This window comes from Paraburkholderia phytofirmans OLGA172, assembly GCF_001634365.1.
GTDB lineage: Bacteria > Pseudomonadota > Gammaproteobacteria > Burkholderiales > Burkholderiaceae > Paraburkholderia.
In genome coordinates this window covers 2396360-2421918 of the sequence record NZ_CP014579.1, presented here as the reverse complement: position 1 = coordinate 2421918, position 25559 = coordinate 2396360, and the positions used below count along the sequence as shown (strand labels likewise).

The window sequence follows — 25559 nt, the reverse complement described above, 5'->3', positions numbered from 1 at the left end:
ACACCCTGTCCATCCCTATCGGCCGATTTCCAGATCGTCGAATTTTTTCGCGCGATAGATCAGTACGGAGGCCACCCAGCTCAGCACAAAAATGCCGATGATCAGATATCCGAGCATGCCGAAGTGACCGTTCAGCGCGCCGACCGCATCCCACACCGGCCCTTGCAAATTCAGTTTGTCGGAAATCAGGCCCAGCGCTTCGATACTGCCGATCACAATGGCCACGATCACCGACACCAGTGTAATCGTCATGTTGTAGTAGATCTTGCGGATCGGCTTCAGATAAGCCCAGCCGTAGGCACCGAGCATCAGGTGCCCGTCCAGCGTGTCGATCAGCGACATGCCGGCGCTGAACAGCACCGGGAAGACCATGATCGCCCAGGGCGACAGTCCCTGAGACGCCTGGGCGGCGGCGATGCCGAGCAGTGCGATTTCGGTGGCAGTGTCGAAGCCGAGGCCAAACAGAAAACCGAGCGGGTACATATGCCAGCTGCGCGTGAGCATGCGGAACAGTGGCTTGAACAGGCGGGAGAAAAAGCCGCGGTTGGCCAGCAGCAGATCGAAATCGTCGTCGACATAGCGGCCGCCATTTTTCACATTGCGCCAGGCCTGATAGATCGAGTTCAGGATGACCAGATTCATCAGGGCAATCGCAAACAGGAACAGCGCGGAGACGAGCGTGCCGATCACACCGCCAATTTCCTTGTAGTGGTTAAAGCGCCCCTGCATGACGGACGTGGCCGCCGCGACCGCGAGCGAGGCCAGCACCACCACGGTCGAATGGCCGAGCGAAAAGAAGAAGCCGACGGTCACCGGGCGCTTGTTCTCCTGCATCAGCTTGCGCGTGACGTTGTCGATGGCGGCGATGTGGTCCGCGTCGACGGCATGGCGCAAGCCGAAACCATACGCCAGCAGCGCGGTGCCCAATAGAAGGGGATGGTGGCGAAACGCCGCGAGTGCCCAGACCCACGCGAGCACGTTGGTGGCGATCAGCACGCCGTAGATGCCGAAAAGCCGGCTCCGAACGCCAGTGTTCGAATCACTGAAAATCTGTTTCAGCTGCGAAATCATCAACTGTTCCTTGGGATACCGCGTCCCGAACGAGATTGAACGATGGCGAAGCGAGGTTTGACTCCCAGCTCGGATTCAACAGGGCTTACATGCTGGATACAGTGGCGCGACCGCGCCGGATTCTCACCGGCTTCCCGCTTCGCCAGGTGGGACGATGCCTGCAAAGCTTATACACGCGCCCAGACGGGTTGTCGATGCAATCGAAATTCTTCTGAATAGACAGCATCGGCAGCTCGTCAAGGCGCTATCCGGTATGTTACTGGCTCATCGTACTCGCACTTTTCACGGGAATGAAGCGCACAGCAAGGCGGCGGGTAGAAGTTCGCGTGATCTCTTCAAGAGGTGCTCCTTGATTTTGACAGCGGGAATGAAGCCTTAAGCAGGTTGCCGCGTGACGCGGCCAAAAATCGTGCGGTCGGCGAGCCACACCGCGAGCAGCGTGGCGCCCATCAACGGGAAGACGATGCCGAGCAGAACGAGGCCGGTTTTCCAGCCACGCATTGGCGGCGCAGCGCGCTCGCGCGAGGGTGCGCCGAGCGAGCGCTGCGGCCGCCGCTTCCACCACATCACACAGCCGGTTACGGCCATGCCCGCTAGTCCAAGTGAAATCGCGGCGCAGAGAATCTGATTGGCGACGCCGAAATAGCGGCCCATATGCAGCGACGTGCCGTACGACACGGCCTTCGACACCGCACCGTAGTGGCCGTAACGGATGTCTTTCAGCACCGCGCCGCTGTATTGGTCGATGTACAGCGTGCGCTCGTCTTGCGGGTCGGCGGGAAAGTACGAGACGGTGTAGACGCCCGTAGCGGAGGTGGGCAGCACGATGTCGTAACCGCCCGGGACACCGAGCGATGCGACGAGAGCAACGATGCGTCCAAGCGGCAGCGCCTGCGCTGCGTGTGCATCGGCGGATTGCGGTACTGGAGTGTTGCCGACGGCCCATGGCGTAAGTGGCAAGGGCAGGTCGTCCATCACCATGCCCGGCATCGCGGAGCGCAACGGCAGGCCACCCCACGATCCCGGCGGCGCGCCGAGATTGGCCGCGCTCGCGAGTGCCTTGAACTGCTTACCCCATGAGCCTGTCCACGGCAGACCGCTCAGCACGAATGCCAGCGCGCCGAGCGCGAGCCAGATGCCCATCACGGTGTGAAGGTTTTTCCAAAGCGCGCGCCCTCGCAGCGAGAAGCGCGGCAGCAACGCCGCGCGTGCAGTGGTCTTTTCGCGCGGCCACCAGAGCGCGACACCGGTGCCGATCATCACCAGCGTCCAGCACGCGGCCAGCTCCATCAGCAACTCGCCTGGTTTGCCGAGCAGCAGCTTGCGGTGAAGCATGCGGTCCACCTGCATGAAGCGGCGCTCGACGCTGAGCGTGCCCAATACTTCGCCGCTGTATGGGTTCAGATAGATGCTCTGCTTTTCGCCGTTGGCGAGACGAAAGATGAACTCGGTGCTGCGCTCCGGTGCATTCGCGATGGGAGCCGTCACCGCGCGCGCATCGGCTGGCATCGCCGCGCGCGCTTTGGCGAGCAACGCATCTTCAGTCAGCCTGGGCGTGGCTTGCGGTGCGACGATCAGGTGGTGCGGGTAAAGCAGCGGCTCGATTTGCGGCTGGAAGCAATACAGCGTGCCGGTGATCGCGAGCACCACCAGAAACGGCATCACAAAGAGGCCCGCGTAAAAGTGCCAACGCCACAGCGTCCGGTAGCCGGCGCTCGTGGCGCCCGTTGCGGAGGTCGTGCGTTGAGCGGTGGTGGTGGACATTCAATCCTCCTGAAGCAAATAGTGGGTCGATCGGTTTGCACAGCGATGCACGCGCTGGTTTGCATCGCGCGAGCGCATCGAGCGCATCGAGTAGCGGACAAGCACGACACGAGCACAAGCCGCGCATGCCAATCGCGTGTTCACATGCGCAGCTTCGCTTCGACGTAGAACGTACGGCCCGGATACGGGTGATAGACGAAATAGCGCGCATCGAACAGGTTGTCGACGCCGATGCCGACTTCACTCACTTTGGTTGGCTTGAACGTGAACTTCGCGTCCGCCACCGTGTACGAACTGGTGCCGCCGAATACATCGGGATTCGTGTCGGTATTGGTGAGCGTGTTGTATTCGCGGCCGGAGTAGCGCGCGGCGAGCGTAAGCGCCGCGCGTTCGTCGATGTGATACGTCGCGGCGAGATTGGCGCGCCACAGCGGAATCCGATAGAAGTACTTGCCGACGGTCGCCGGGTTCTGCGCGTTCGCGATGATCTTCGACTGCGTGTACGCCACACTCGCCAACAGATCGAGACCGCGTACGAACACATCCTGTCCCGAGTAGCTCGTTTCGACGCCACGCGAGCGCACCTTGCCGATGTTCTGGAAGTTCGTCACGTTCGGAATCACGGTGGTATCGGTCTGACTGAAGATCGTGTTCTTCACGTCGTCCTGAAACAGCGAGAAGCGGAATATGCCATTCCAGTGCGCCCATTCGGCGGTCAGCTCTTTCGAGAGATCGTCTTCGGGCTTCAGGTTCGGATTGTTGTTGATGATCGACGAGCCGTTGATTTGCCCCTGGAACATCTCGCCCACAGTCGGAAACCGATAGGCGCGGCCGACGGAAGCGCGCAAGCTCAGATCGTCGGTGACATCGAACGACAACGCGGCTTTCGGCGAGAATCGATGCTGGTTCGCGTCGCTGTACGGAATGGCTTTGCCGGGGAGCGACTGCGAACCGCCGTAGGCTTGCCAGTCTTCGTACCGCACACCGTAGACCAATTTCCAGCGTGGCAGAAAGTGCCATGCATCCTGCGCGTACAGCGCCTGAGTCTGCGTCTTGCCGGCGAACGCATTGGCAAACGACGCGGCCGCGCCGTCACGCCAGTTCAGCGTGTTGTAACTCTCGTTGGCGAGGAAGTAGTTGTCGTAGTGATAGCCGAAGCTCAGCGCGTGGTTTGTCAACCCCGCTTGCGGCGTGACGGGTGTGTAAGTGGTGCGCAGATCGAGCGTTTTCCAGCCGGTGCCGTCGCCGAAGATCACCGTGCCGGGGCCGTTGCCCGGCGCACCGGAACTGGCAGTACGCGCCACGCTATTGCCGATGTCGTAGTACGAAGCAATCGCTTCGCCGTTCCAGCCGGTGGCGTTGCGAGTCTTCAGCGTGAGCCCGTATAGCCAGTTCTCACTATGCCCGAGACTCGGGGCGAGGGTGGCCGCCGGAATCGTGTATTCATAGCCGCCGATCGCAACCTTGCCGCTGTATACGGGGTTGCCGTTCGCGTCGCGCAGGAAGCTCGAGGTCTCGCTGTTATAGGTCTGGTGCCAGTAGCCGAGCGTGAAGGCGCCCTGCAATGTCGGCGTGAAGTCGTACTGCATCTTCAGCTTGAACTGGTCTTGCACCGTGTGTTCGATCCCTTCGCCGTTCACGCCGAGCACCGCGGTCGGCGTATTGGTCTGGTTGTTGTAGAAGTACGCGCCGGTCACGGGCGTGTCGCCGGCCTTCGCGGGTGTGCTGGACTTGGCGAGCGTGGCGAATTGCAGCGGCTGGCTCGTGTTCTCCAGATGATTCACGCCCAGCAAATACGAGAACTTCCCGATCTGGTTGCCGATCGACGCACTCGCCTCGCTGCCATTGAAATTCTGATTCACGCCGAACAGGCTGAAATGCTGGGTGAAGGCTTTGACGTCCGCGTCGGCTTCGAACTGCTTCGGCATGCGGGTGCTGATGAGCACCGTAGCGCCCAGCGAATTGCCCGGATAGAGCGCGGAAAATGGCCCGTAGATCACGTCGGCCTGCTGGATCTCGTCGGGAAACACCATCGACCAGCGTGGCGGAAACGAATAGCTGTTGCCGAGCAGATTGCTGAGCAGAAGGCCGTCCGCATAGACGAGACCGCGCGCGCTCTGCGTGTTGCTGGTGCCGCGTACGGCGATGATCGAATTCAGATCGCCGATAAAGCGCTTGCGCACGGCGAGGTTCGGCATGGTCTTCAACACGTCTTCCGTATTGACGACGTTCCAGTTGTCGAACTGTTCGCGAGTCACGGTCTCGACCGAGGCCGGCAGGTTAGGGTCGACGGCGCGCGGGGTCGCGACGGCGTTCGCGGTGACGCTGACGGCAGGCAGCGTGGCGTCGGCGGGTGCGCTCTCCGCGTGAGCCGGAGAGGCGATCAATGCCGGTACGAACGCCGGAACTAACGCTGGAAAACATGCCGGAAAATACGACAGCGGCCGCCGGCCGGATGGAATGCGCCGGGCGCCGCGGCGGGCGCAAAACGGCAGCCTTCGCAGAGCGAAGTTGAACATGAACGTTTCCTTGATGCATTGAACAGGCGATCGCGCGCCCCCTCAGCGGGTGCGGCAAGATGCGCGATCAGGAACAACAGCGTTCAGGAAACGGCAGGCGGGTCTCTTGGGCGCCCGGACGGGAACGCACCGAGCGGCGTGAAGCGGGTGGAGAGTGCAGGCGGCGCGGTGCCGGCAAGGGCGAGCGCGGCCGGCGGCTCGACTGCCGCGACGCTCGGTAGGGCGAGGTGATGTTGGAGCAGATGGCAGTAGCCGCATGCGCCGAAGGCGTCGTCGTGGCTGAGGTGGACCGGCGCCGGGCTGGCCTGCGTGGACTGGCTCGCGAGACTCTGGCTGCCCGGCTGCAGCGCCGAACAGAGTGCGGCGAAGGGCTCGTGCGCGCGGTTCGATACCAGCATCTGACTCGCGACCGGCGCGAACACGACGAGCCACATGGCGATCAGGCCAAGCCATGCGGTCATGCGGTTGCGCGAGCGTGGAGTCATGAGGGTGAACATAAGGACGCGGGCGATTCTAGCATTGCCGCGCGTTCTTTTCTTGCTGCTCAAACCGCTCGGGCGGCTGTCGGCTGTCGGTGGCGACGGCGCTCACTACGCCTGCGTCACCTGTATCTGGTACAGGCCCCACGGCGACAACACGAAGCGGTCTTTTAGCGGTTTGCCCGCGAGTTCGGGGATGTGGTCGGGGTCGTAGACCGCCCATAGCGGCCCCAACCCGCCGAGGGGGAGCGGCTTGCCGTCCATATGCGTCGCCACGATCATGCGGTAGTCGTGCACTTTGTCGAGCGTCGTCATCACGGCATAGCCGTCGACCGCGCGCATGACGATTTGAGTGCTTCCCGCGGCCGGTGCGCCGACGTGGTCGAGCACATCGCCGAGCAAGGGGCCGCTCAGGGTGTGCGGCCGGGCATCGTATTCGATGGTGGGCTTGATCGTCACCACCGGCATGCTTGCGATGAACGGAAGATCGACCCCATACGCCTGCGAAAACTTTACCTGATGCTTTGCCAGCAATGGGTCGAACGCCGGGTCGAGGGCGCCGCGATTGCTGCGCTTGATCGCACCCGCGATGGTCAGGATAACGGGGGACGCCGCGCAAGCGGCATTGCCGGCACGCTTGCTGGCGAACGCAGGCACTGCGGTGGCGCCCAACGCGGCCGTGCTGGCTAGAAATTGACGCTTATCCATTTGCGGTTGCTCCCGGATTCGTAAGACGGGCGGACGTGGGTGATGAATTCTTCGCGCCCCCATTCTTGCAGAAAACCGCCGGGCCAGTGCTGCGCCGACACCTGCCGATAAATATATTAGATGCCGTTGCACGCTCCTTTAGGGGCTTCCAGACCGCGCAGCTTCATTGCGCATCGCTGCCATGCGTCGGTCGGCGTCCTTCTGGTTATTCGAAAACTCATTCGCGCTGTAATAAATATTTCGCAATTCCCGTGTAAGGGTGGTCGAGCTGAGTTCCGCCTGTAAATAGAATATTCAAATATAAACAAGCCAAATGAAATCAAAGTGAACTGATTTCGTTAATTAAGTAAACAGTGCAAACACGGTAGGTTGGCCGGATCGACTCACGGCCATGCCAGACGGGTGTCTGCGCGGGCGGAGACGGTGTTGTGGGTTGGCGATGTGTGGCGTTTTGAGGCGAAAATATTCAATAGACGAAAGCACTTTCAACAGACAAAACGGCTGCCACAATAAAACGCATTCGGCATATTGCATTTGAAAATTGAGCAGTTATGATGGCGTCTCCGTAAGGTGATTTCTCGCATGATTGCTTTACGGAGGCGGCAGAAATATTTGCCGGGCATTCATGTTGGAGGGGGTAATTAATACTTTTCGCGCAGATAGATTAAATCGAGGAGACGATATGCTGAGTCCCCATGAATTCGCTACCCTAATGCTCATCAAGAACGCGCCGGATCAGATTGAACTGGGCCGCGCCGAGCTTGACGCCCTGTTCGAGCGCCAACTCATATCACTGGAAAACCTTGCGTCGGGACGCTCACGTCCACGGATCACAAGCGACGGCGATTCCATTCTCAAGGCAATTGCCCGGATGCGCTAGGCATCTGCGACATCCGTTTCGATTTATTCACCACCGCGATCCGCCGCAACACACCCGTCCGATTGGGGCTTCGCGCGCCGGACCGTATTTTGAGGAATTCAACCATGACTCTATTGAGTCCCGATCAGGTTGCTGGCGCAAAGACCAACGTCGACGCGTTCTTCGGGTTGGCTGGAAAGATATTTGAAGGCGTCGAAAAACTGGCCGCTCTGAACCTGCAGGTCATCAGGGCCGCGTTGGCCGAGGCGCAGGAGAACATGGCGAAGGTGTCCGGCACGACGGAGCCGCCGCAATGGTTCACGCTGCAAGCAGGTTTCGCCGGACCTTTCGCGGAAAAATCGCTGTCCTACGGCCGGCAAGTGTTCGACATCGCATCGACCACCCAGGCTGAGATCGCGCAACTCGCACAGACGCAGTACGAGCGATATAACAACCGCGTGCAGGCACTCGTCGATGAAGCGGCGAAGAGCAGCCCCGCGGGTTCCGAAGCAGCGATCGCTGCGTGGAAATCCACGATTGCCGCCACCACGACCCTGTATGAAACGCTGCAGAAAACGGGGCAACAGGCCGTGCAGGCGGTCGAGAGTAATTTTGAAGCAGTCACAGCCACAGCATCAAAGGCCTTGCGAAGCAACGCCGAGCAAGCTCCCGTAGCCGGGGGCGCGAAGCGATAGAGCCGACGCGGGCAGCGATGCCCGTGGTGAGGTTCATGCACCATAGGTAGGATTCCTCATGTGGAAGGATTCGAGTTTCAAATTGGTGGACTGAACATAGTGTTGCTCCAGATGAGCATGGCGACGACTTTTTAGGAGGACGATTCGATGGCAAAGCAGATCGCGGTGGTGACGGGTGGAATGGGCGGACTTGGCGAAGCGATCAGCATCAAGCTGCATGACGCCGGGTATGCGGTCGTGGTCACCTGCTCGCCGGGCAACACCGGTGCGAACGAGTGGCTCGCCCGAATGGAAGCGCAGGGACGGCAATTCCTCGCCTACACGGTCGACGTCGCCGACTACGACTCGTGTGAAAAATGCATGGCGCAAATCAGAACTGAGGTCGGAGCGGTCGACATTCTGATCAACAACGCCGGCATCACGCGGGACGCCAGCTTCAAGAAGCTCGACAAGATCAATTGGGACGCGGTAATCCGCGCCAACCTCGATTCGGTGTTCAACATGACAAAGCCGGTGTGCGACAGCATGGTCGAGCGTGGCTGGGGTCGCATCATCAACGTCTCGTCGATCATCGGCTCCAAGGGCGGCTTCGGCCAGACCAACTATGCGGCGGCGAAGGCCGGCATGCATGGCTTCACGAAATCGCTGGCGCTCGAGGTGGCGAAGAAAGGCGTCACCGTCAACACGATCTCGCCGGGTTATATCGCAACGAAGATGGTGATGGCGGTGCCTGAGGACATCCGCGAGACGAAGATCATTCCGCAGATTCCGGTCGGCCGGCTCGGAGAGCCCGACGAAGTCGCCGCACTCGTGCTGTACCTGTGCTCGCGAGAAGCGGGTTTCGTGACTGGAGCCAACATTGCAATCAACGGGGGGCAGCACCTGCAGTGAAGCCGATGGTTCTGCAATGGAGGTTGCAATGAGTGAATCAGTGGGAATCGTTATGGGTTGGTTCGTGCTGGCGATGGCACCCGTGTTCGTCGCCGCTCATTATTATCTGGAGCAGATGCGTCGAAAGCGGCTTAGGCAGCTGGATCACCGTCACTACTGGCCGCACTGGCGCAACGCCCGGCATGGCGATGCGCCAGGCGAGTCCACGCACGCAAAGACTATTTAGCAGCGGTACTGATCGTGCGAGTCACGACGACAACCGACAGCCGGATCGCGTCGGTCAACGCACGCGCGGCAGGTGAGGGTGTGCCGGCTGCTCGCATGGTCAGTCTTATGTCGCGCCGGGTGTTGTGCAACTGCAGGGACTTGTCGTTCAACGCGGGTGTCTCACAGCGGCATGTCAGTTTTATCGAAAGCGGCCGCTGCGTGCCTATCCGGATGTGCAAGCTGACTCGAAGTCTTCTCAGTGCACCTTCCCGGACCCATCAGAACCGGTGTCGCAAGCCAATACTCACGATCGCCTGAGACTGTGTGTCCGACGAGTGGCTGTTGCCCTTGTCGCTGACTGACGCGGTCGCCGCGACCGGATTGCCGAGCGCATCCAGCGTGACGCCGGACGCGTGCTGATAGCCACCTATCAGATAGACCGTGGAGCGCTTCGAGACGTTGTACTGCGCGCCGAGCGTCACGTTGTGATATTGCGCGCGCTCATCCACACCCTCCACTTCGCCGCCACGTGTGTAGCTATAGCCCGCGAACAATTGCACGGACGGCCGGATCGTCCACTGGCCGAACACGCCCGCGATGTTGAACGTCGCATGTCCGTTGAACAACGAATCGGCGCCCGAGCGATATTGCACGTTGCTGTAGTTCACCCCGACGATAGCCGGACCGAAATCATACGTCGCGCCTGTGGCGATGATCTGCTGCGATTGCGCGCTCGCGTAGCCCTCATTGATCGACGAATTGAACACGCCATCGTCCGTGCCGTTCCATTTGCCGTATGTCGAGTCCTTCGTGCCGCTCTTGCTGTTGTCTGAACGCTCGTAGCCGACGCCCACATGCAGCGGCCCGTTGCCGTACGCCGCGCCCACACTCCACGTGTTCTGCTGCTTCAGGCTGCCCGGTTGACCACCGAAGCCATACAGCGCGCCGAACGTAAAGCCCGAGTAGTTCGCGCTCGTGTACTTGACCGAGTTGTTGACCCGCGCGGTCTGATCGAGATCGTCGATATCGCCCGGATGCGCACCGTAGCCGCCGACCACGGCGACCGGCGCAACCGGCGAGACGAAGTCGTTCAGCGAGGTGTACTGGCGGCCAAGCGTGACCGTGCCGTATTGCTGGCTGCCGATGCCGACGAACGCCTGACGGCCAAACAGCCCGCCGTTCTGGCCGGTCTTGCCGTTCGTGATGTCGAAACCGTCTTCAAGCAGGAACATCGCATTCCAGCCGCCGCCGAGGTCTTCCTGGCCCTTGATGCCAAAGCGGCTGCCGGAGAGGTTGCCGCTCGTCAACGCGACGTTCGAGTGGCCTGTGTAGGCGCCCGTGGTGCCGGTGCGCTCGTTGCTGCGATACGTGATACCCGCATCGACGATGCCGTACAGCACGACGGAACTCTGCGCGGACGCGATGCCGGCGAAAGACAACAGCAGGGGTGCAGCAATCAATTGCTTTTTCATCGTAGTTATAGCTTGGTTGAATCGTCTATCTCAGGTCGCCTGAATGGCGATCTCTCTTTGTTCCGCGTGCACGCAGTCCACTCCTGAACAACGGAGCAGACCGCGTGAAGCGGGGGAAGCGGCGTGCGCGATCCTTGCCACTCGCTCTGATTGCGGACGCGTTGCAAGGTGTTCTTTATCGCGAGATGGGAGCGCGCCATGGCGTCCACGGGCAGTCGTCGGATCGCGGCGCCATGGTAAATGGAACCGGTTCCGAAGTGTTTCTACTTTTTTACAAAAAGCCGTTTCATGAAGTGACGAAGTCTCGTTTTGCAAGAAATATCGCTTTTAAATCATAGGTATTTTTTAGGCGATGTGGCCCTCGGCGGGGTTGACGCCACGCAGATGAAACTGACGCGAAAAAGCGACGTTTCGGGATGCTCCCTCGAAGAGATGCCTTTTCGCCGACAGGCCCGGCGCCGCTCGCCGATACTCGGGGCTTTTCCGAACGGTGCTTTTGCGGATCACCCAAGGCACGTCACAATCGAGGTATTCACCGTCAGGCGACACCATGGAAAACCTCCTCAAGCGACTCGACCTCACCTCATTGCGCCTGTTCGTCGCCGTCTGCCAGGAGCAGAACATTGCGCGCGCCGCCGAGCGCGAGTTCATCGCGTCTTCCGCCGTGAGCCGGCGCATTGCGGAGATCGAGGCGCTGATCGGCTTGCCGGTGATTCAGCGCCAGTCGCGCGGCATTACGGTGACGCCGGTCGGCGAGACCGTGCTGCGCCATGCGCTGGCGATCATCGGCAACATCGAGCAGATGAGCGCCGAGTTGTCGCGCTTTTCGTCGGGGGCGAAGGGGCGGGTGCGGGTGGTCGCGAATCTTTCGTCGATCGTGCAGTTTTTGCCCGAAGACGTGGCGGCATTCGGGCGCGTGTTCCCGGAGGTGTCGATCGAACTCGAAGAGGAGAACAGCGCGGAGGTGCTGCGTATCGTCGACGAACACGGCGCGGACTTCGGCATCTGCAATCCGGTGGCGGGCAGTGAAGCCTTCGAGCAGGCGCCGTATCGGGAAGACCGCCTGGCGGTGCTGGTGCCGGGCGGCCATCGTCTGGCTTCCGCTTCACGCGTGGTCTTCGACGAGTTGCTCGGCGATAGCTTCGTCGGCCTGCGCAGCGAGAGCGCGCTGACGAAGCTGCTCGCGCAGCAGGCGGCCGGTGCGGGACGGCAGCTCGACGTCAAGATCCGCGTCAGCAGCCTCGATGCGCTGTGCCGGATGGTCCACGCTGGTCTGGGCATCGCGATCGTGCCCGAACAGGTGGGGCTGCTCTACGTGAATGCGCTCGACGTGCGGTTACTGTCCTTGAGCGACGCCTGGGCGGTGCGGCATCTCATCATGATCTTCAAGTCGCGCGATCAGTTAAGCGCCAGCGCGGCGGCGCTGGTGGGGTTCCTCGGCAGCAAGCCCTAGCGCGCGGGTCGCCTCGCATCGTTCTCCAAACAAGACGTCTGCGTTGCTGGACCGGCACTTCGGCATCGCCGGCGCGAGCCGTATAGTGAGCGCAAGGAGAGTGCATATGAGCGATACGATTCGTCTGGACGGCCGCGTGCTGTACCTGTCCCAGGACCCCGCGGTGATCGAGGCACAACTCGCCGGTGAAAATTTCACGCGCGCCACGGCAGGCCCGCTGCGCGATGACGTCTCCACCGACGAAATCACGCCGGTCACCGTCATGCTTACCTATGACGAACGCCTCGGCCAGTATCCGTACGTCGGTTTCAAGGCGGGCGAGCGTCTGCCGATCGGCCGCAATGCGGTCAAGGACGGCGGCTTCCAGGTGACGGTGGCGGGCAAGCGCTACGGCAAGGGTTCGTCGCGCGAATCGAGTCCGTTGGCGGAGTTGTCGGCGGGCATCCGCCTGATCGTTGCCGAGAGTTTCGAGCGGATCTATCAGCAGAATTGCGACAACATCGGCATTCTCACGACCACCGATTTCTCCGTGCTCGATCGTTTGATTGCGGGAGAGGCGGTGCCGATCGACGCGTTTCTCAAAGGCCGCGATGCGCTTACGCAGCAGATCATTCGCAGCGGCGGATTGCTCGCGTACAGCAAGTTCGCGGACTGGCCCGCGCCGCGTGTGCGGGAGATGGCTAACGCCGCGAATGCGGTAACCGCTGCAAGCGTCGCCGAGCCGAAGACGCTGGTCGAGAAGATCATCGAACGCCATCTTCATCCGGGCATTGACAGCGCGCGGCGCGGCGAAGGCGTCTTCATCGCCGCCGACTGGCGCTTTAGCCACGATTACTTCACCGGCATGTGCGCGCATCTGATGCATCGCGCGTTCGGCAAGCCCGCGCCGCTGCACGCGCCGGATCACATCATCGCGTTCCAGGATCACCTGGTACTCGCTTCGCAAAGTATTCCGCACGTCCGCGACGGATTGCTGCCGGGCGTTGCCAATCTGATGGAAGGGCACATGTCGTTCTCGCGCGACTATCCGGTGCGCTCGCATGGCGCGCTCGACAACGCGCCGGGTTCCGAAGGCATCTGTCATGCGCTGATGGCCGAGCAGTACGCGTTGCCGGGGCAGGTTGCGTGCGGCACCGATTCGCACACGCCGCATTCCGGCGCGCTTGGCTGCCTCGCATTCGGTGCGGGCGCAACGGAAATCGCCAATAGCTGGGTGACGGGCTACGTGCGCTGCAAAGTGCCAGAAACGTTGCGCATTGAAATCGACGGCGCGTTGCGCGATGGCGTCACCGCGAAGGACGTCGTGCTGCATCTGTTGCAGATGGACGCGATCCGCTCGGGTGGCGCAATCGGCCTCGTGTTCGAATACGGCGGCGCGGCAGTGCGCGCGATGTCGATCGACGAACGCGCCACGCTGACCAATATGGTCGCCGAGCTGGGCGGCTTCACGGGCATCGTGGCACCGGACGAACGCACGGTGGCGTTTCTGAAGGAGCGGCGCGGCGTCGATTTCGCCCTTGAAGACTGGATGAAAAGCGATTCCGGCGCCACGTATCGCGACACGATTCGCATCGATGCGAGCGCCATCGAACCGATGCTCGCGCGGCCGGGCGATCCGGGCAACGGCGTGCCGGCACCGCAACTGGAGCAGGACGTCGCGATCGATATTGCGTATGGCGGCTCATGTACGGCGGGCAAGCGCGAAGACTTCGACTTCTATCACGAGGTATTGCGCTGGGGCGTGGAGCAGGGCATGCGTGTGCCCGAGGGCACGCGTCTCTTCCTGCAATTCGGCACGATGGCGGTGCGCTCGTATTGCGAGGAGCAAGGCTATTTACCGGTCTTCGAGCGCGCGGGTGTGACGCTCGTGATGCCCGGTTGCGGTTCGTGTGCGAATTGCGGACCGGGCCAATCGGCCAATGCGAACGAGGTGACGATCAGCGCGATCAACCGTAATTTCCCCGGCCGTTCAGGCCCGGGCAAGGTGTGGCTCGCGAGTCCGTACACCGTTGCGGCGAGCGCGCTGGCCGGGAAAATCACCACCTTCGAACAATTGAAGCGCGCCCGCGGCTAGAATGCTGGCCGGACCTTGCGGCCCGGCATCTCAGTGCGCGTGACGCGCGAAAGTACCCAAGGCTGGCGCAAGACCGGCACCGGCGAGCATCATCGTGCATCGCCCGTATGACCCGCATCACCAGGAGACAAACCCTATGGCATCCCCCGATCACGCCGGGTCCGTCGCGCGCAATGCCGGCGGCGCGGCGTCTTCCGCAACAGCTGCGGCGTCCCCAGCGTCCGTTCTGCTCGACGCCGGCAGCATCTCCGCGCGCCTCGACCGGCTGCCCGCCACGCGTTCCATATGGAAGCTGGTGGTGCTGCTGAGCCTCGGCTTCTTCTTCGAACTGTACGACCTGCTGTACTCGGGCTACGTCGCGCCCGGCCTCGTCAAAAGCGGCCTGCTGACCGCGACGACGCACGGCCTGTTCGGCTCGACCGGCGTCGCGAGTTTCATCGCCGCGCTGTTTAGCGGGCTGTTCATCGGCACGATCGCGTGCGGCTTTCTGGCGGATCGCTTCGGACGCCGTGCCGTGTTCACGTATTCGCTGCTGTGGTACACGGCGGCCAACGTCGTGATGGCGTTTCAGGAAACGGCGACGGGTTTGAACTTCTGGCGCTTCGTGGCGTGTGCCAGTGGAATTAAGGGGGTTAATATTGGACCCTCTACCTTTACTGTCGGCCTCCTCGGGCGAAAAAACAGAATTCTTAACCTCTCGATGTTTCCGGGAAATCAGGCCTTTTGATTTCACAATGTGAAGTTTGGTGTTATGTTGCACCGCACTTTTAAATGAAAGTCGAAGACGAGCGGCATTGATTCCCCGCGCTCAATCGCAGTTCTCAAGCAGTGAATAGCGTCGGACATCCGACTATCTGGAAACTGATCAATTATGAGCACAACAAATTTGGACCCAAGCACCTGCATCGTCGATGCAGGTGCAATTTCGGCACGGTTAGATAGATTGCCGCCTACCCGGACCATTTGGAAGTTAGTTATCCTGTTGAGTCTGGGTTTTTTCTTTGAACTCTACGATCTTCTGTACACCGGTTACGTCGCGCCTGGGTTGGTGAAGAGTGGCCTCCTGACGTCCTCGACTCACGGCCTCTTTGGTTCTACCGGAATCGCGAGCTTTATTGCTGCACTGTTTGCTGGCTTATTCGTTGGGACTATTGCGTGCGGATTTCTCGCCGACAGATTTGGAAGGCGGTCTGTCTTTACGTATTCGTTGCTTTGGTACGTAGCGGCCAACGTCATTATGGCTTTTCAACAATCGGCTACCGGTCTGAATTTTTGGCGCTTCGTCGCCGGAGTCGGCATTGGCGTCGAGCTGGTGACGATCGGCACGTACATTTCCGAACTGGTGCCCAAGCAGATCCGAGGGCGCGCGTTCGCATGCGAGCAGGCCGTCGGTTTTACGGCGGTGCCGGTGGTGGCGTTCCTGTCGTATCTGCTGGTGCCGCGCACATTGCTTGGCTTGGACGGCTGGCGCTAGGTCGTGCTGATCGGCGCGCACGGTGCAGTGTTTGTCTGGTGGATCCGGCGCGCGTTGCCGGAAAGTCCGCGCTGGCTCGCACAGCAAGGACGCCTAGCGGAAGCGGATCGTGTGATGACCGAACTCGAAGCGAAAGTGCGTCGCGAGTACGGGCGCGAGTTGCCGCCGCCCGCGCCGCCGATGCCGGTCGCGCCGCGAGGGAGCTTTCGTGATATGTGGGTGCCCCCTTACCGCAGCCGAACGCTGATGATGACGATCTTCAACATCTTCCAGACGGTGGGCTTCTACGGCTTTGCGAACTGGGTACCGACGCTGCTCATCAAGCAGGGCATCACGATCACGACAAGCCTGATGTACTCGAGCGTGATCGCTTTGGCCGCGCCAGTAGGTCCGGTTATCGGGCTTTTCATCGGCGACCGGTTCGAGCGCAAGACTGTGATTGTGGTGATGGCTGCCGTGAATATTGTTTGTGGGCTGTGGTTCAGCCAGGCGTCCGGCGCGGTACTGCTGGTGAGCCTCGGTGTGTGTCTGACCCTGGCGGGCAATATCATTTCGTACAGCTTTCACGCGTATCAGACCGAACTCTTTCCGACCAGCATCCGCGCGCGCGCGGTGGGCTTCGTGTATTCGTGGAGCCGTTTTTCGGCGATCTTCACAGCGTTTCTGATTGCCGCCGTGTTGAAGCAGTTTGGCACCACTGGTGTTTTCGTCTTTATCGCTGGGGCGATGCTGATCGTAATGCTGGCAATCGGGTTGATGGGACCGCGTACGAAGGGTATTGAGCTGGAAAAAATATCTCAGTAGCTTGGAGAGACGAGTCTGTGAAGAGGCTGCTTACAGTGGCCGTAAAAATCGCTCCCGGTAATTGGCAGCGCAGTCTCCGCGAAACAATTGAACGACACGACATCCGGTTCGTACCATCGCCGAACATGGTCGATGCAAAAACCAACAGAAATCGTTCGAAGTGGCTGCTGCCTGGCTGGACCATCAACGTAGCGAGCTCAGTCAGCGGGCTTGGCACGGCCCTGCGAATGGCTGGAACTTTTAAAGATGGTGTGACCAAGCAGCATTTGCTTGGATGCTATGGGCGCACAACAAAGTCTGCACCAATCGCTAACGACGCGTTAACAGACAACAAAGTCTGCTCCAACGGCAAAATACGGGTTGCGGTGCAACATTCGACATAGGAAAGGACTATAAGGGTGCCCGATGTTCCCTGCACAAGGACGCAACGCCGGGTGCGTCGGACGGGGGAGTGGGCGCTGCTTTGAAAACTCTGCGGGCGGCGGATCGCTTCGTCCAGTTTTCTCGAATATGGGGGAGATGCCACGACGCCCGCTATGGTCGTGCGGCCGGCCGCGCCATCCCTTTTGCACCTGGCGTAATCTTGACTCTGGACTGGCAGAAGAGGGCGGCGGTGAGAGTCCTGCGGCATTGGCCGGCAGGGTCCGATTCGTATCGTACGTTCCTGGTTTCCACTTTCGAGCCTGATAAGGGCGGTTGAACATATCGCCCGCGTCCTGCAAACCACCACCTCGTGTGTTGGGAGGCGAAAATGACGAAGGTACCTGACGACTTTCCGCGTGATGTCGCGCCAGCCGCGCTCGCCGGAGCACAGCCGATGCTGGCGGCGCGCATGATCAACGGCCGCTTTGTCGTCGGACTGACCGAAGAAGAGCGATTGGAGCGATGGCAGATATGTGAGGACCTGGCACAGCAACTGATTGTGGCCGCCCGGAAGGACGCCGCAAAGTACCCGCAGAATTCTCACGATGTAGTGCTGGGGCGCATCGGGGACGCTATCGCGGGCAAGGACTGGTGCAGTGTAGTCGAAATGAACTGGATCATTGCCCGGTTGCGCGAACTGCTCAGATGGTGAGCCCTCATCAGCTACCGGGCGTGTGTCGAAAGCCGGGTTAGATTCACCGGACAGTCGCATCCATCTGGCCGCGAAGTAATCCGGCGACACTGATGTCTTCGTCGAGGGCGTCCCAATGCAGACCCGCGCCTGAGGCAGAGATGCGGAATGCGTCCCGTTGTTCAGGTGTCGCTGCTGCCAGTCGCGGGAAACACCGTAGTGGAATTTTGAGCCTGCGACCGTCGCCAAGTACGACGGTGAAGCTGGTGTCGTCAAACAGCAGGTCTGTTGCGAGCCGTGTCATCACGATACCTTCTGCAGTTTCGTCGCCCTGCTTGTGAACCCGCATCATCAGAGGATGGTCGTCGGTGTTCACCGTGAGTAGCGTGAGAGCGATCGAGGTGGTGAATCATAACGCCTGGCGGCGCAGCGATGGACGGCAGGCGTGGCTGCGGTCGGGCGCGCGGAAGGCAACAGCGTTCTCCGCTGGAATGTCCATCGCTCGAGTTTGCCGGAGGAAGGTGTGCCGTCTCGTGGCGGGCGTCAATGGTTCCGATCCGATGCGTCAGAACTGTTAACCGACATGCGCGGGTGCGGCCTTCGCAGGCCATGAATTCACGATATCGGGAGTAATGGTGAAAACGGCATCAGGTTAGAGCCTCGCCCGATTGCCATCCTTTTCAATATCGCCAAACGCAATGGTGGCAATACGACTTATCGCCATTGGAATTGACCCTTCAGCCCGGGGAAGCACCGTGACGAGCTGGGGCAAGTTAGGGTTCGTCTCACAGATGCAGCAGGCGCCCGGAAATGAAGGCCCGGATAGTCAGAGCTATCATACCCTTCATTTCAGGACACTGGCCCTTATAGGAACCGGATGACCGCTCACACAACGCAATCTGTTACCAGTTTTCAACTAATTTTGTGACTACCCGGGCACATTGCCATCCGGTGCACCGTGACGTGGCCGCGCCGCGTGAGTAGGTTCTCCACCTTGCCCATGGCGACCGTGCTGCGGCGCGCCACCGCTCATTGAGTGATAACTTTTGTTGAAACCGCGCATCGGGTTACAGCTTTAGTTGCCGGCGTCGACGCGATAGTTACGACATTAGTTGTGTGAGCGGATGCGCCGCCGGATTGTCGGGATGTGACCAAGAGCCGCGCGGGACGGGGGCGCAAGCAACAGAAGGCGTGGGGCAGACCGAGGCGTGGGCGATGGTCGCGGCAGGGCGATCCTCGGGGAACGCCGGGCCTCCGGCACAGAAATCTGGCCATTGACCTTTCGCGTTCAGCGTCGCTGCCCTTGCTTGTGCCAATTTCGTCAGGCGGCTTCAACACGCGCGCGCCGAGACGACAGGAGAAGACGGGCCGGTATCGGTCTGGACCGGGCGCGTGAAACCCGTCCAGTTGCGTGCCGATTGCGCGGAGGCGCGCCGATCGGGTAGGGTGACGCCATCATCATTCACTCAACGAGGAAAAGACAATGAACAAGCAGGATCTGGTGGATGCAGTCGCCGCGAAGACCGGCGCAACCAAGGCGGCTGCCGCTGACACGCTCGATGCGCTGATCGTCACCATTACGGCGGCCGTCACGAAAGGCGACACGGTGCAGCTGATCGGCTTCGGCTCGTTTTCGACGGGTGCGCGCGCCGCGCGGGTCGGTCGCAACCCGGCCACCGGCGCCGAGATCCAGATCCCTGCAGCGAGGACCGTGAAGTTCACGGCGGGCAAGGCATTCAAAGATGCGGTGAACGGCGGCTGAGACCGTGCACAAGCCCCTGCCGGCGGTACCCAGCCGGCCACATCGCCCCTACCGTTGCCCGACGACAGGGAGTGGACGTGATTGTGCATAGAGCCTGGACCTGGGCAAGTCGGCCTGGTAGCATCGGTGGCGAGATGCTGCGACGTGCCGCGGCCCCTTCGATTCGCTGCACATCAATATAGATAGCCGTATGGAAAAGAAACAATCGCGGAGCAGGCGGGAGCCGCTGTGTCCACCGATCGGTGCGCTGCTGCGCTACCGGACGCGCATCGTGCGCGTGATCGCAGAAGCGTGTGGGCAGCGCGCGATGATCGAGTCTCTCGATACGACGGGCAGGACCTTCATCAGCACCGTCAAGTGGAACAGCCTGCGCGAACTCGGCGCCCAGCTGTTCTGAGTCAGGACGCCGTCACTGGGCGGTCTGTTGGCTACCCCCATTCCCCAGCTGTTCGCTCGACCAGACTGTCCACTTTCAATATGGATACCGGCTTCGTGACCTGAGGGTGCGCCCCATATAAGATCGGAGTGGATGCAGAAATTCGCTGCTCGTATACTGCCGGTGACATCGGTAAAGGAAACAGTATGCGGCGCGTGATCGTTCGGCGGTCGTCAGTTCACGGCAGGGGCGTGTTCGCAATAAAACCGCTCGCGGCGGCCGAGCGCGTGCTGCAGTACAAAGGTGAAATCACGTCGTGGCGCAATGCGGTGCGCCGTCACCAACGTGAAGGCATCGAAGGACACACGTTTCTTTTCGGACTGTCGGATGGCCGCGTGATCGACGGCAGCCGCGGCGGCAACTGCGCACGCTGGCTCAATCACGCGTGCGCGCCCAACTGCGAGACCATTGAAGACGATGGCCGCATTTTCATCCACACGCTCCGGTCGATCGGGGCCGGTGAAGAACTGTTCATTGAATATCTGCTCGCCACTGACGATCCGCTGGATGAAGACGTCCGGGCGCAGTATGCATGCCGGTGCGCCGCGGCGGACTGTCATCACTCGATGCTGGCCGACGATGCGTGAACAGGGTGGCGGAGCAGGTAGTGGGCAGCGTCGCTATCCCGAAAAGCGCCGAGAGCCCGAAACGGGAGAGTGATGGCTTTCTCCAGATCGGCGTGGATGTGGTCTTTCATCTTGATGTGCTAAAACCCACGTTGCGAAAGGGAGTTGGGACGCACACGAAGAAACAGATGTCGCTGGATCTCGAAGATTTGTGATGCCGTCAACGCCAACGCGCGTCGTCGGCAGAATCAGGGGGCGGTCTTATGCAGAAGCGGAAGTTCTCGCGAACGAGCGCAGGGGAAGCGAGTCTGCCGGAGTTGCTGGACCGGCTTGAACTGGCATTGACGGGGATACCCCCTCGCACGTCTCTATGCAGAGCACTGTCGGATCTGAACCGCCGGCTCGGTTCGGCCAGCGAGAAAACTGCTGCACGGGCCCAGTCGATCTGCGTCGCCGCGGCGTCGGCGCCAAACCGTCGTCGAATCTTTGCCACTGTTTTCGTGAGCGTCGCTCGGACGCGCGACTGGCATTGAGCCCTGTGTCGGCAGGCTAGCCGATGTGCTTGACGCCATCCACCAGACCCGATGACGCATCCAGCCAACGCGCGCCTGCTTACGACCACCCAGAAAAGCCAAGCCCCATCATCAGCAAAAGAACTGGGCGTAGCACGTGGCACATGAAAAGAGTTTTGCAGATAGAACCAGTGCAGATGATAAAAGTATTGGATTCGCATCACTTCAATCCCAACCCTGATGCGGTCATGCTTTTCAGCATTCTTTCTTGTATGGCGCCCTGCGGCGGCCTATCTTTAAGTTGCTGCTCATTCAGGAGGCGACCATGGATTGCGGAGCGGTAAGCGTGCACTTTGACAGCCAGCACCTGTTTCTCGATCTGTCGGACGGTCGGGCCGTTCAGTTCCCATTGGACTGGTTTCCTGTCCTGCAGGCAGCCACATCAGCGGAGCGCGGGCATTTTGCAGTTTCTATGGACCGCCAGCAGTTGTTCTGGCCGGAAATCGACGAAGACATCAATGTCCCGGCGCTGCTTTCATACCGGCCCGAGAACGCCGGCTCCTAGCGTTCCACAGTTGAGCGTCTCCTGCCAGGACCTCCGGCGCAGCGTTGCCTTGTATGTCGCGATGTCCTTTCTGTCGACAGCAGCCCTGCGGCCTTGATGAAATCTCAAATGGCAATGGACTTGACGCTCCATTATTCGAAGGCATTGAATGTTCTACGACGCGGCCGATAGGGTCCATATAACGCGTTTTTTTCATTCTGTACACAATGATGGCGACCGGTACTGTGAAGTGGTTCAACGATTCGAAGGGCTTTGGCTTCATCACGCCTGACGATGGCGGCGAAGACCTGTTTGCTCATTTTTCGGAGGTGAAGGCAGAGGGCTTCAAGTCTCTTCAGGAAGGGCAAAAAGTGAGTTTCGAAGTGAAGCAAGGTCCGAAAGGTAAGCAAGCCGCTAACATCAAGCCAGTCTGATACCTTTGCACATTCGCTGTCACTTAAGGAATGGTCGCCGCGACGGACGACAGACTATTCTTGTTTTTCAGTTGTGTGCCCGTTGAGAACGTGGACTGAGGCGCGTCCTTGATTGACCGCGCACGCACAGGATAACAAAGCCACCGCTTTTGTTCGAGAGCACCGCCATGGACCTCGACAGGGTGCTTGCAGTGTTCCTCGAACCGTCACAACAGGTCGTTCCGTGTCAGTCTTTGTGGTGCACTGGTCGCCCTCGAAAAGGGACACCCGCAAAAAAACAAAGCGAGCAGCGCTCGCCTTGGACCTCTTCGTGCGATGGCCGTCGTCGGCCGGCTTATTTTTTCTCGACGGCTTCTACCTGTTCGATGGCTCGTTTAGTCGACTTGGCGGAGGCGGCAGACGCAGCGCTGACATTGTTTTCTGCGGTTTCGACCACCTGTTTTGTCGCCTCCTGGGCAGCGCGGTACGCCGAGCCGACGGTCTCGTTGGCGGTCGCGAAAGCGGACTTCCATGCGGACAAGACGGCTTCACTTCCTGCTGGCGCGTTCTTCGCCAGGCTGTCGACGAACGCTTGCGCGTCGCGCTGGCGCTGCTTGAGTTGCGCTTCAGCGGTCGCCGCGAATTCGGCTTGGGTGCTAGACACAATTTCGTAGACATGGCGCCAGTACGACTGTACTTTCTCTGCGGCCGGTTGCATCTGGCTCGCATGCAGCGCGAACAATTCCTGTGGGTCTTTGGCCGCTAACACCTTGGCCAGGATTTCCTGACTTTCGGCAAGGTTCGATTTGACCGCTTGCACACTCAGCTCGACCAGCTTTTCGGTGCCTTCAAGCGCTTTGGTCAAGAGACCAAACGTCGTTTCGAAACCGGCCTTCTGAATGGCGACCAATTGTTCCGGGGCAAGACTGCTCATCACTAACTCCGTAGGGTGAAGTGGCGAAAGTCCGGGAGACCATCGAACGGAATCACGAACGACGAGTCGCAGAGTTGGAAGCGCTGTTGCGACGCAGCAAAATGCCATTCTAGGGTAGAGCGTGCGAATGTCAATCGCATGTCGCGGTGTGGCGATGCGCGGCGTGTGCGAGCGGCGCCGAATGCCCCGGTGGCGTTGGAACACAATCGCGTTCAGGCGAAAACCCTGGTATCGGGTACGGCCTCACCTGGAGGCCGTACATGGACGCTTACTCTGGCGTGTGCAACGCCGCAGGGGGAAGTCAATCCTTCGAAGCCGTTTCGGAGCTTTGTGGAACGGCATGCGCAAGGTCGTTGCCGCAGGTGCACCCATGGGAGTTCGCTGACTGGGGCGCCACCACCATCGCACCGGCCAAACGCCGGCGCACGTGTTGCAAGCTGCTCGCGCGTTGATACAGAAACTGTGATGAACTACCCTGTGTCTCCGCCATAGCTTGCAAACGAAACCGTCCCGTGTGGGAAGCGCTTTCGACCGTGGTCTTTTGGCACAGTCCATTCAGAGAAATCCTGGCCGGGTCTTTCATTCACGCTGCGGGGTATTGACCGCTTCAAATCGGTAATGCATTTGGGCACGCTTGCCGACAGGGAAAACCGAGGCACGAGGCTTAATGTGGTACAACGATTTTCTGCGAATTATTTTTCGTTTGACACTGATGCTGACACGGAGGAATAGTGACGCAGCGAGCGCACGCCATTCGGGACTCTTACAGGTTGATGAGAGGGGGCAACATGGCGTCACGAGGCTGTCATGACGAACGCGTAGCTTCATCGGGCGCCGCGAATGAGCCGGCGCTGAATTACATAAAAAATATACGCTGAGAGACATTAAACAAGATGAACCGACATACCGAAAATATCGGCCACCTCGAGCGTAGCGTCGGGGACAATCGCCTCAGGCGAGCCCTCGCCGCACGCCTTGACAGGGCATTCAAACGCGCCGGCTTGAGCTCGGCCCAGGCAGCAAAGTGGTTAGGCGTGAGTGAAGACGAAGTGCAGTATTGGCGGCGCGGAATCACGGTTCCGCCGCTAAACGCCTGTACGCGTGTCGCCGCCGGCCTCCATCTCGACGTTCACTGGCTCTGCACGGGACAACCCCAGGTCGCCTAGTCTGCTTTCCTTGGGAATCGCACGGTAAGGAGTCGGTACGCCCTGTGAGTCCCAATAGGTCCAGATACTCACACCCTGGTCGGTAAGATACCGGCTGACGATGCGCCTGCGGGGTATTTCGAAGACCACTTACGAAGCGTTCGCCGCAAAACCGGAGGGTCGATATGACGGCAATTAAACACAATCCGGCGTCGGAGGAGGCGCAGTTCCTGAAAGAATGGGAAATGGAACTGGCGAGGGGCGCTTCGCATATCGCGAGCATGCTGTACGCAGAAAGCATTCACGCGGCGGTGAAAGAAACAGCCCTGCAGTTCGAGATTTCGCACGGGCGTGACGACTTGAAGCTCTTCCTGCGTGCACTTGCCGGGAAGCTGGAACAGCGTGGAAAGCCGGAGGCCGTCGCGGTGCTTCAGGATTTTATAGAGCGTGGGCGTTCATGTGGGACGGAAGAACACGGGGCAACGCCTTCGTCTGCCCGTCGGCCGCTTGCACAAAAGCCACCAGGTACTCGCTCGCAGAAGGGTAAGACGTCAGCAACGACGGATGTCGCAAAAAAGAGAAGCGGCGAGCGTAACTGAAACCGCGGACGAGGTTTGCGCTTAGCCGAGGGCGCAGACAAATTGTTACCTCAATGCGTTTAGCCGCGCGAGGGAGCGCGGCTTGGCACGCGGGCGTTCGGGGGACGCGGCGGCACCTATTTTATGGGATACATCATTGAGCGTAGAAGAATGGCGCAGTACATCCTTGCAACGAATCGGCCGAGTCGGCTGACTTGCACATTCGTTAGCATAACGTACTGGTATGCGGGCCATAGAGGCGACTAGCACTTTGACCTTGGCGCATTGGCAATCGTAGTCGCACTACCTGGCAGGAGTATTTTGTTCCTTGACCGTAACAAAAACTGAGGGCAGAACATGGCAAAGCGAATTGCGTACGTGACGGGCGGCATGGGTGGAATTGGAACAGCGATATGTCAGCGGCTCCATAAGGATGGGCTTACCGTCGTGGCGGGATGCGGACCGAACTCGCCACGACGGGAGCGATGGTTGGCCGAGCAGGCAGAGCTTGGATTCTCCTTCGTTGCGTCGGAGGGGAACGTCGGGGACTGGGAATCGACGGAGGCCGCTTTCGCGAAGGTAAAGAAAGAGGTCGGTGAGATTGACGTGCTGGTGAACAATGCCGGCATTACTCGGGACGGCGTGTTTCGCAAAATGTCGCGTGAGAACTGGAACGATGTCATTGACACGAATCTGACGAGCCTATTCAACGTAACCAAGCAGGTCATCGAAGGGATGGTCCGCAAGGAGTGGGGGCGGATAGTCAACATCTCGTCCGTAAACGGACAGAAGGGGCAGTTTGGCCAGACCAACTACTCAACGGCAAAGGCAGGCATTCACGGCTTTACGATGTCGCTTGCCCAGGAAGTGGCAACCAAGGGCATCACAGTGAACACGGTCTCACCTGGATACATCGGGACCGATATGGTTCGGGCTGTGCGCTCTGAGGTATTGGAAGCAATTGTCCAGAGCATTCCGGTACGCCGTCTCGGAGAAGCCACGGAGATTGCCTCGATTGTCTCGTGGCTTGCCAGCGACGAAGCGGGCTTCGCTACCGGGGCAGATTTTTCGCTGAATGGTGGCTTGCACATGGGTTAATAGTCGGCGCCCGGTGCGCGAAGGGAACCGCCCGAAAGCATATGACT

At 60.1% G+C, this 25559-nt stretch carries 25 protein-coding genes, 5 pseudogenes and 1 riboswitch; of the genes and pseudogenes, 20 read left to right on the top strand and 10 right to left on the bottom strand.

All coding sequences use genetic code 11. The annotated features are described in order from the left end of the window. Positions 1–15: 15 nt before the first annotated feature. From AYM40_RS30755 to AYM40_RS30735, 5 genes are all read right to left on the bottom strand, one after another. Positions 16–1071, bottom strand: coding sequence for a HoxN/HupN/NixA family nickel/cobalt transporter (locus tag AYM40_RS30755; RefSeq protein WP_063500818.1), 1056 nt, complete (start codon positions 1069–1071; stop codon positions 16–18). Between the two features lie 33 nt (positions 1072–1104). Further along, positions 1105–1243, bottom strand: a riboswitch (cobalamin riboswitch). A gap of 203 nt (positions 1244–1446) precedes the next feature. Continuing rightward, positions 1447–2835, bottom strand: coding sequence for a PepSY-associated TM helix domain-containing protein (locus tag AYM40_RS30750; RefSeq protein ID WP_063499787.1), 1389 nt, complete (start codon positions 2833–2835; stop codon positions 1447–1449). Between the two features lie 140 nt (positions 2836–2975). Continuing rightward, positions 2976–5354, bottom strand: coding sequence for a TonB-dependent receptor (locus AYM40_RS30745; RefSeq protein WP_063499786.1), 2379 nt, complete (start codon positions 5352–5354; stop codon positions 2976–2978). Between the two features lie 83 nt (positions 5355–5437). After that, on the bottom strand, positions 5438–5839 hold the full coding sequence (locus AYM40_RS30740) for a DUF2946 domain-containing protein (protein ID WP_063500817.1): 402 nt from the start codon (positions 5837–5839) through the stop codon (positions 5438–5440). Positions 5840–5944: 105 nt separating this feature from the next. Next, on the bottom strand, positions 5945–6541 hold the full coding sequence (locus AYM40_RS30735) for a hypothetical protein (protein ID WP_063499785.1): 597 nt from the start codon (positions 6539–6541) through the stop codon (positions 5945–5947). 682 nt (positions 6542–7223) lie between these two features. Between AYM40_RS30735 and AYM40_RS30730 the strand changes: the two genes are divergently transcribed. The 4 genes from AYM40_RS30730 (at position 7224) to AYM40_RS30715 (ending at position 9212) form a co-directional block, all read left to right on the top strand. Next, on the top strand, positions 7224–7421 hold the full coding sequence (locus AYM40_RS30730; RefSeq protein ID WP_063499784.1) for a hypothetical protein: 198 nt from the start codon (positions 7224–7226) through the stop codon (positions 7419–7421). A gap of 104 nt (positions 7422–7525) precedes the next feature. Further along, positions 7526–8095 carry a TIGR01841 family phasin gene (gene phaP / locus AYM40_RS30725; RefSeq protein ID WP_063499783.1) on the top strand — a complete coding sequence of 190 codons (570 nt, stop codon included), beginning with the start codon at positions 7526–7528 and terminating at the stop codon, positions 8093–8095. Between the two features lie 147 nt (positions 8096–8242). After that, complete coding sequence (gene phbB / locus AYM40_RS30720) at positions 8243–8986, top strand: acetoacetyl-CoA reductase (protein ID WP_063499782.1); 744 nt, start codon at positions 8243–8245, stop codon at positions 8984–8986. A 28-nt stretch (positions 8987–9014) separates the two neighbouring features. Further along, the gene (locus AYM40_RS30715; RefSeq protein ID WP_063499781.1) at positions 9015–9212 is read left to right on the top strand and encodes a hypothetical protein; all 198 of its coding nucleotides are present in this window, start codon (positions 9015–9017) and stop codon (positions 9210–9212) included. On the opposite strand, the pseudogene AYM40_RS42900 reads toward AYM40_RS30715, so the two are convergent. After that, a pseudogene (locus tag AYM40_RS42900) lies at positions 9205–9342 on the bottom strand (LysR family transcriptional regulator); the annotation flags it as partial. The gene AYM40_RS30715 and the pseudogene AYM40_RS42900 sit on opposite strands and share 8 nt — an antisense overlap. 7 nt (positions 9343–9349) lie before the next feature. Between AYM40_RS42900 and AYM40_RS43910 the strand changes: the two are divergent. Next, positions 9350–9439 (top strand): annotated as a pseudogene (locus AYM40_RS43910) (transcriptional regulator); the annotation flags it as partial. Positions 9440–9471: 32 nt separating this feature from the next. On the opposite strand, the gene AYM40_RS30710 reads toward AYM40_RS43910, so the two are convergent. Together AYM40_RS30710 and AYM40_RS41605 are read right to left on the bottom strand one after the other, a co-directional pair. After that, on the bottom strand, positions 9472–10665 hold the full coding sequence (locus tag AYM40_RS30710; protein WP_063499780.1) for a porin: 1194 nt from the start codon (positions 10663–10665) through the stop codon (positions 9472–9474). 345 nt (positions 10666–11010) lie between these two features. Further along, the gene (locus AYM40_RS41605; RefSeq protein WP_063499779.1) at positions 11011–11217 is read right to left on the bottom strand and encodes a hypothetical protein; all 207 of its coding nucleotides are present in this window, start codon (positions 11215–11217) and stop codon (positions 11011–11013) included. Between AYM40_RS41605 and AYM40_RS30700 the strand changes: the two genes are divergently transcribed. The 6 genes and pseudogenes from AYM40_RS30700 to AYM40_RS30680 all read left to right on the top strand — a co-directional run bounded on the left by AYM40_RS30700 (position 11216) and on the right by AYM40_RS30680 (position 17545). Then, on the top strand, positions 11216–12118 hold the full coding sequence (locus tag AYM40_RS30700) for a LysR family transcriptional regulator (protein ID WP_063499778.1): 903 nt from the start codon (positions 11216–11218) through the stop codon (positions 12116–12118). The two genes, AYM40_RS41605 and AYM40_RS30700, sit on opposite strands and share 2 nt — an antisense overlap. Before the next feature lie 106 nt (positions 12119–12224). Next, positions 12225–14192: an aconitase family protein gene (locus tag AYM40_RS30695; protein ID WP_063499777.1), complete on the top strand. Its 1968-nt coding sequence runs from the start codon at positions 12225–12227 to the stop codon at positions 14190–14192. A gap of 136 nt (positions 14193–14328) precedes the next feature. Beyond that, a pseudogene (locus AYM40_RS30690) lies at positions 14329–14856 on the top strand (MFS transporter); the annotation flags it as partial. Positions 14857–15063: 207 nt separating this feature from the next. Then, positions 15064–16470, top strand: a pseudogene (locus AYM40_RS30685) (MFS transporter). A gap of 17 nt (positions 16471–16487) precedes the next feature. Then, positions 16488–16853 (top strand): hypothetical protein, encoded by a 366-nt coding sequence (locus tag AYM40_RS40875; protein ID WP_148662362.1) that lies wholly within the window; start codon positions 16488–16490, stop codon positions 16851–16853. A 368-nt stretch (positions 16854–17221) separates the two neighbouring features. Further along, positions 17222–17545, top strand: coding sequence for a hypothetical protein (locus AYM40_RS30680; RefSeq protein ID WP_063499776.1), 324 nt, complete (start codon positions 17222–17224; stop codon positions 17543–17545). A gap of 43 nt (positions 17546–17588) precedes the next feature. Here AYM40_RS30680 and AYM40_RS30675 read toward each other — a convergent pair whose 3' ends face one another. Further along, entirely contained in the window at positions 17589–17900 is a 312-nt protein-coding gene (locus AYM40_RS30675) for a DUF2442 domain-containing protein (RefSeq protein ID WP_236721001.1), read from the bottom strand. 1095 nt (positions 17901–18995) lie between these two features. Here AYM40_RS30675 and AYM40_RS30670 point away from each other — a divergent pair. The 6 genes and pseudogenes from AYM40_RS30670 to AYM40_RS30645 all read left to right on the top strand — a co-directional run. Continuing rightward, positions 18996–19286: pseudogene (locus tag AYM40_RS30670) on the top strand (HU family DNA-binding protein); the annotation flags it as partial. Between the two features lie 190 nt (positions 19287–19476). Continuing rightward, complete coding sequence (locus tag AYM40_RS30665) at positions 19477–19683, top strand: hypothetical protein (RefSeq protein ID WP_063499774.1); 207 nt, start codon at positions 19477–19479, stop codon at positions 19681–19683. A gap of 185 nt (positions 19684–19868) precedes the next feature. Beyond that, complete coding sequence (locus tag AYM40_RS30660; RefSeq protein WP_063499773.1) at positions 19869–20309, top strand: SET domain-containing protein; 441 nt, start codon at positions 19869–19871, stop codon at positions 20307–20309. A 20-nt stretch (positions 20310–20329) separates the two neighbouring features. Then, positions 20330–20503 carry a hypothetical protein gene (locus AYM40_RS41600; protein WP_158515361.1) on the top strand — a complete coding sequence of 58 codons (174 nt, stop codon included), beginning with the start codon at positions 20330–20332 and terminating at the stop codon, positions 20501–20503. A gap of 565 nt (positions 20504–21068) precedes the next feature. Beyond that, on the top strand, positions 21069–21365 hold the full coding sequence (locus tag AYM40_RS30650; protein ID WP_236721000.1) for a DUF2442 domain-containing protein: 297 nt from the start codon (positions 21069–21071) through the stop codon (positions 21363–21365). Positions 21366–21574: 209 nt separating this feature from the next. After that, entirely contained in the window at positions 21575–21778 is a 204-nt protein-coding gene (locus AYM40_RS30645; RefSeq protein WP_063500815.1) for a cold-shock protein, read from the top strand. A gap of 334 nt (positions 21779–22112) precedes the next feature. Here the strand turns inward: AYM40_RS30645 and phaP (AYM40_RS30640) are convergent, their stop codons facing one another. Further along, positions 22113–22691, bottom strand: coding sequence for a phasin family protein (gene phaP / locus AYM40_RS30640; RefSeq protein WP_063499770.1), 579 nt, complete (start codon positions 22689–22691; stop codon positions 22113–22115). Positions 22692–23584: 893 nt separating this feature from the next. Between phaP (AYM40_RS30640) and AYM40_RS39370 the strand changes: the two genes are divergently transcribed. From AYM40_RS39370 to AYM40_RS30630, 3 genes are all read left to right on the top strand, one after another. Then, a complete protein-coding gene (locus tag AYM40_RS39370; protein WP_082855407.1) occupies positions 23585–23857 on the top strand; it encodes a helix-turn-helix domain-containing protein in 273 nt (90 codons plus the stop codon). A 164-nt stretch (positions 23858–24021) separates the two neighbouring features. Then, complete coding sequence (locus AYM40_RS42025; protein ID WP_063499769.1) at positions 24022–24435, top strand: hypothetical protein; 414 nt, start codon at positions 24022–24024, stop codon at positions 24433–24435. A gap of 336 nt (positions 24436–24771) precedes the next feature. Further along, positions 24772–25512, top strand: a complete 741-nt coding sequence (locus AYM40_RS30630) for a 3-ketoacyl-ACP reductase (protein ID WP_063499768.1) — start codon at positions 24772–24774, stop codon at positions 25510–25512. The last annotated feature ends 47 nt before the right edge of the window (positions 25513–25559 follow it).

Coding starts and splice junctions, on each gene's coding strand:
- AYM40_RS30735 (WP_063499785.1), bottom strand. CDS start 6,541: ATGGATAAGCGTCAATTTCTAGCCAGCACGGCCGCGTTGGGCGCCACC.
- phaP (WP_063499783.1), top strand. CDS start 7,526: ATGACTCTATTGAGTCCCGATCAGGTTGCTGGCGCAAAGACCAACGTC.
- AYM40_RS30645 (WP_063500815.1), top strand. CDS start 21,575: ATGGCGACCGGTACTGTGAAGTGGTTCAACGATTCGAAGGGCTTTGGC.
- AYM40_RS30745 (WP_063499786.1), bottom strand. CDS start 5,354: ATGTTCAACTTCGCTCTGCGAAGGCTGCCGTTTTGCGCCCGCCGCGGC.
- AYM40_RS30695 (WP_063499777.1), top strand. CDS start 12,225: ATGAGCGATACGATTCGTCTGGACGGCCGCGTGCTGTACCTGTCCCAG.
- AYM40_RS30715 (WP_063499781.1), top strand. CDS start 9,015: ATGAGTGAATCAGTGGGAATCGTTATGGGTTGGTTCGTGCTGGCGATG.
- AYM40_RS30740 (WP_063500817.1), bottom strand. CDS start 5,839: ATGACTCCACGCTCGCGCAACCGCATGACCGCATGGCTTGGCCTGATC.
- AYM40_RS30700 (WP_063499778.1), top strand. CDS start 11,216: ATGGAAAACCTCCTCAAGCGACTCGACCTCACCTCATTGCGCCTGTTC.
- AYM40_RS30755 (WP_063500818.1), bottom strand. CDS start 1,071: ATGATTTCGCAGCTGAAACAGATTTTCAGTGATTCGAACACTGGCGTT.
- AYM40_RS30710 (WP_063499780.1), bottom strand. CDS start 10,665: ATGAAAAAGCAATTGATTGCTGCACCCCTGCTGTTGTCTTTCGCCGGC.
- phaP (WP_063499770.1), bottom strand. CDS start 22,691: ATGAGCAGTCTTGCCCCGGAACAATTGGTCGCCATTCAGAAGGCCGGT.
- AYM40_RS42025 (WP_063499769.1), top strand. CDS start 24,022: ATGACGGCAATTAAACACAATCCGGCGTCGGAGGAGGCGCAGTTCCTG.
- AYM40_RS30730 (WP_063499784.1), top strand. CDS start 7,224: ATGCTGAGTCCCCATGAATTCGCTACCCTAATGCTCATCAAGAACGCG.
- AYM40_RS39370 (WP_082855407.1), top strand. CDS start 23,585: ATGAACCGACATACCGAAAATATCGGCCACCTCGAGCGTAGCGTCGGG.
- AYM40_RS30680 (WP_063499776.1), top strand. CDS start 17,222: ATGACGAAGGTACCTGACGACTTTCCGCGTGATGTCGCGCCAGCCGCG.
- AYM40_RS30630 (WP_063499768.1), top strand. CDS start 24,772: ATGGCAAAGCGAATTGCGTACGTGACGGGCGGCATGGGTGGAATTGGA.
- AYM40_RS30660 (WP_063499773.1), top strand. CDS start 19,869: ATGCGGCGCGTGATCGTTCGGCGGTCGTCAGTTCACGGCAGGGGCGTG.
- AYM40_RS30665 (WP_063499774.1), top strand. CDS start 19,477: ATGGAAAAGAAACAATCGCGGAGCAGGCGGGAGCCGCTGTGTCCACCG.
- AYM40_RS30750 (WP_063499787.1), bottom strand. CDS start 2,835: ATGTCCACCACCACCGCTCAACGCACGACCTCCGCAACGGGCGCCACG.
- AYM40_RS41605 (WP_063499779.1), bottom strand. CDS start 11,217: ATGGTGTCGCCTGACGGTGAATACCTCGATTGTGACGTGCCTTGGGTG.
- phbB (WP_063499782.1), top strand. CDS start 8,243: ATGGCAAAGCAGATCGCGGTGGTGACGGGTGGAATGGGCGGACTTGGC.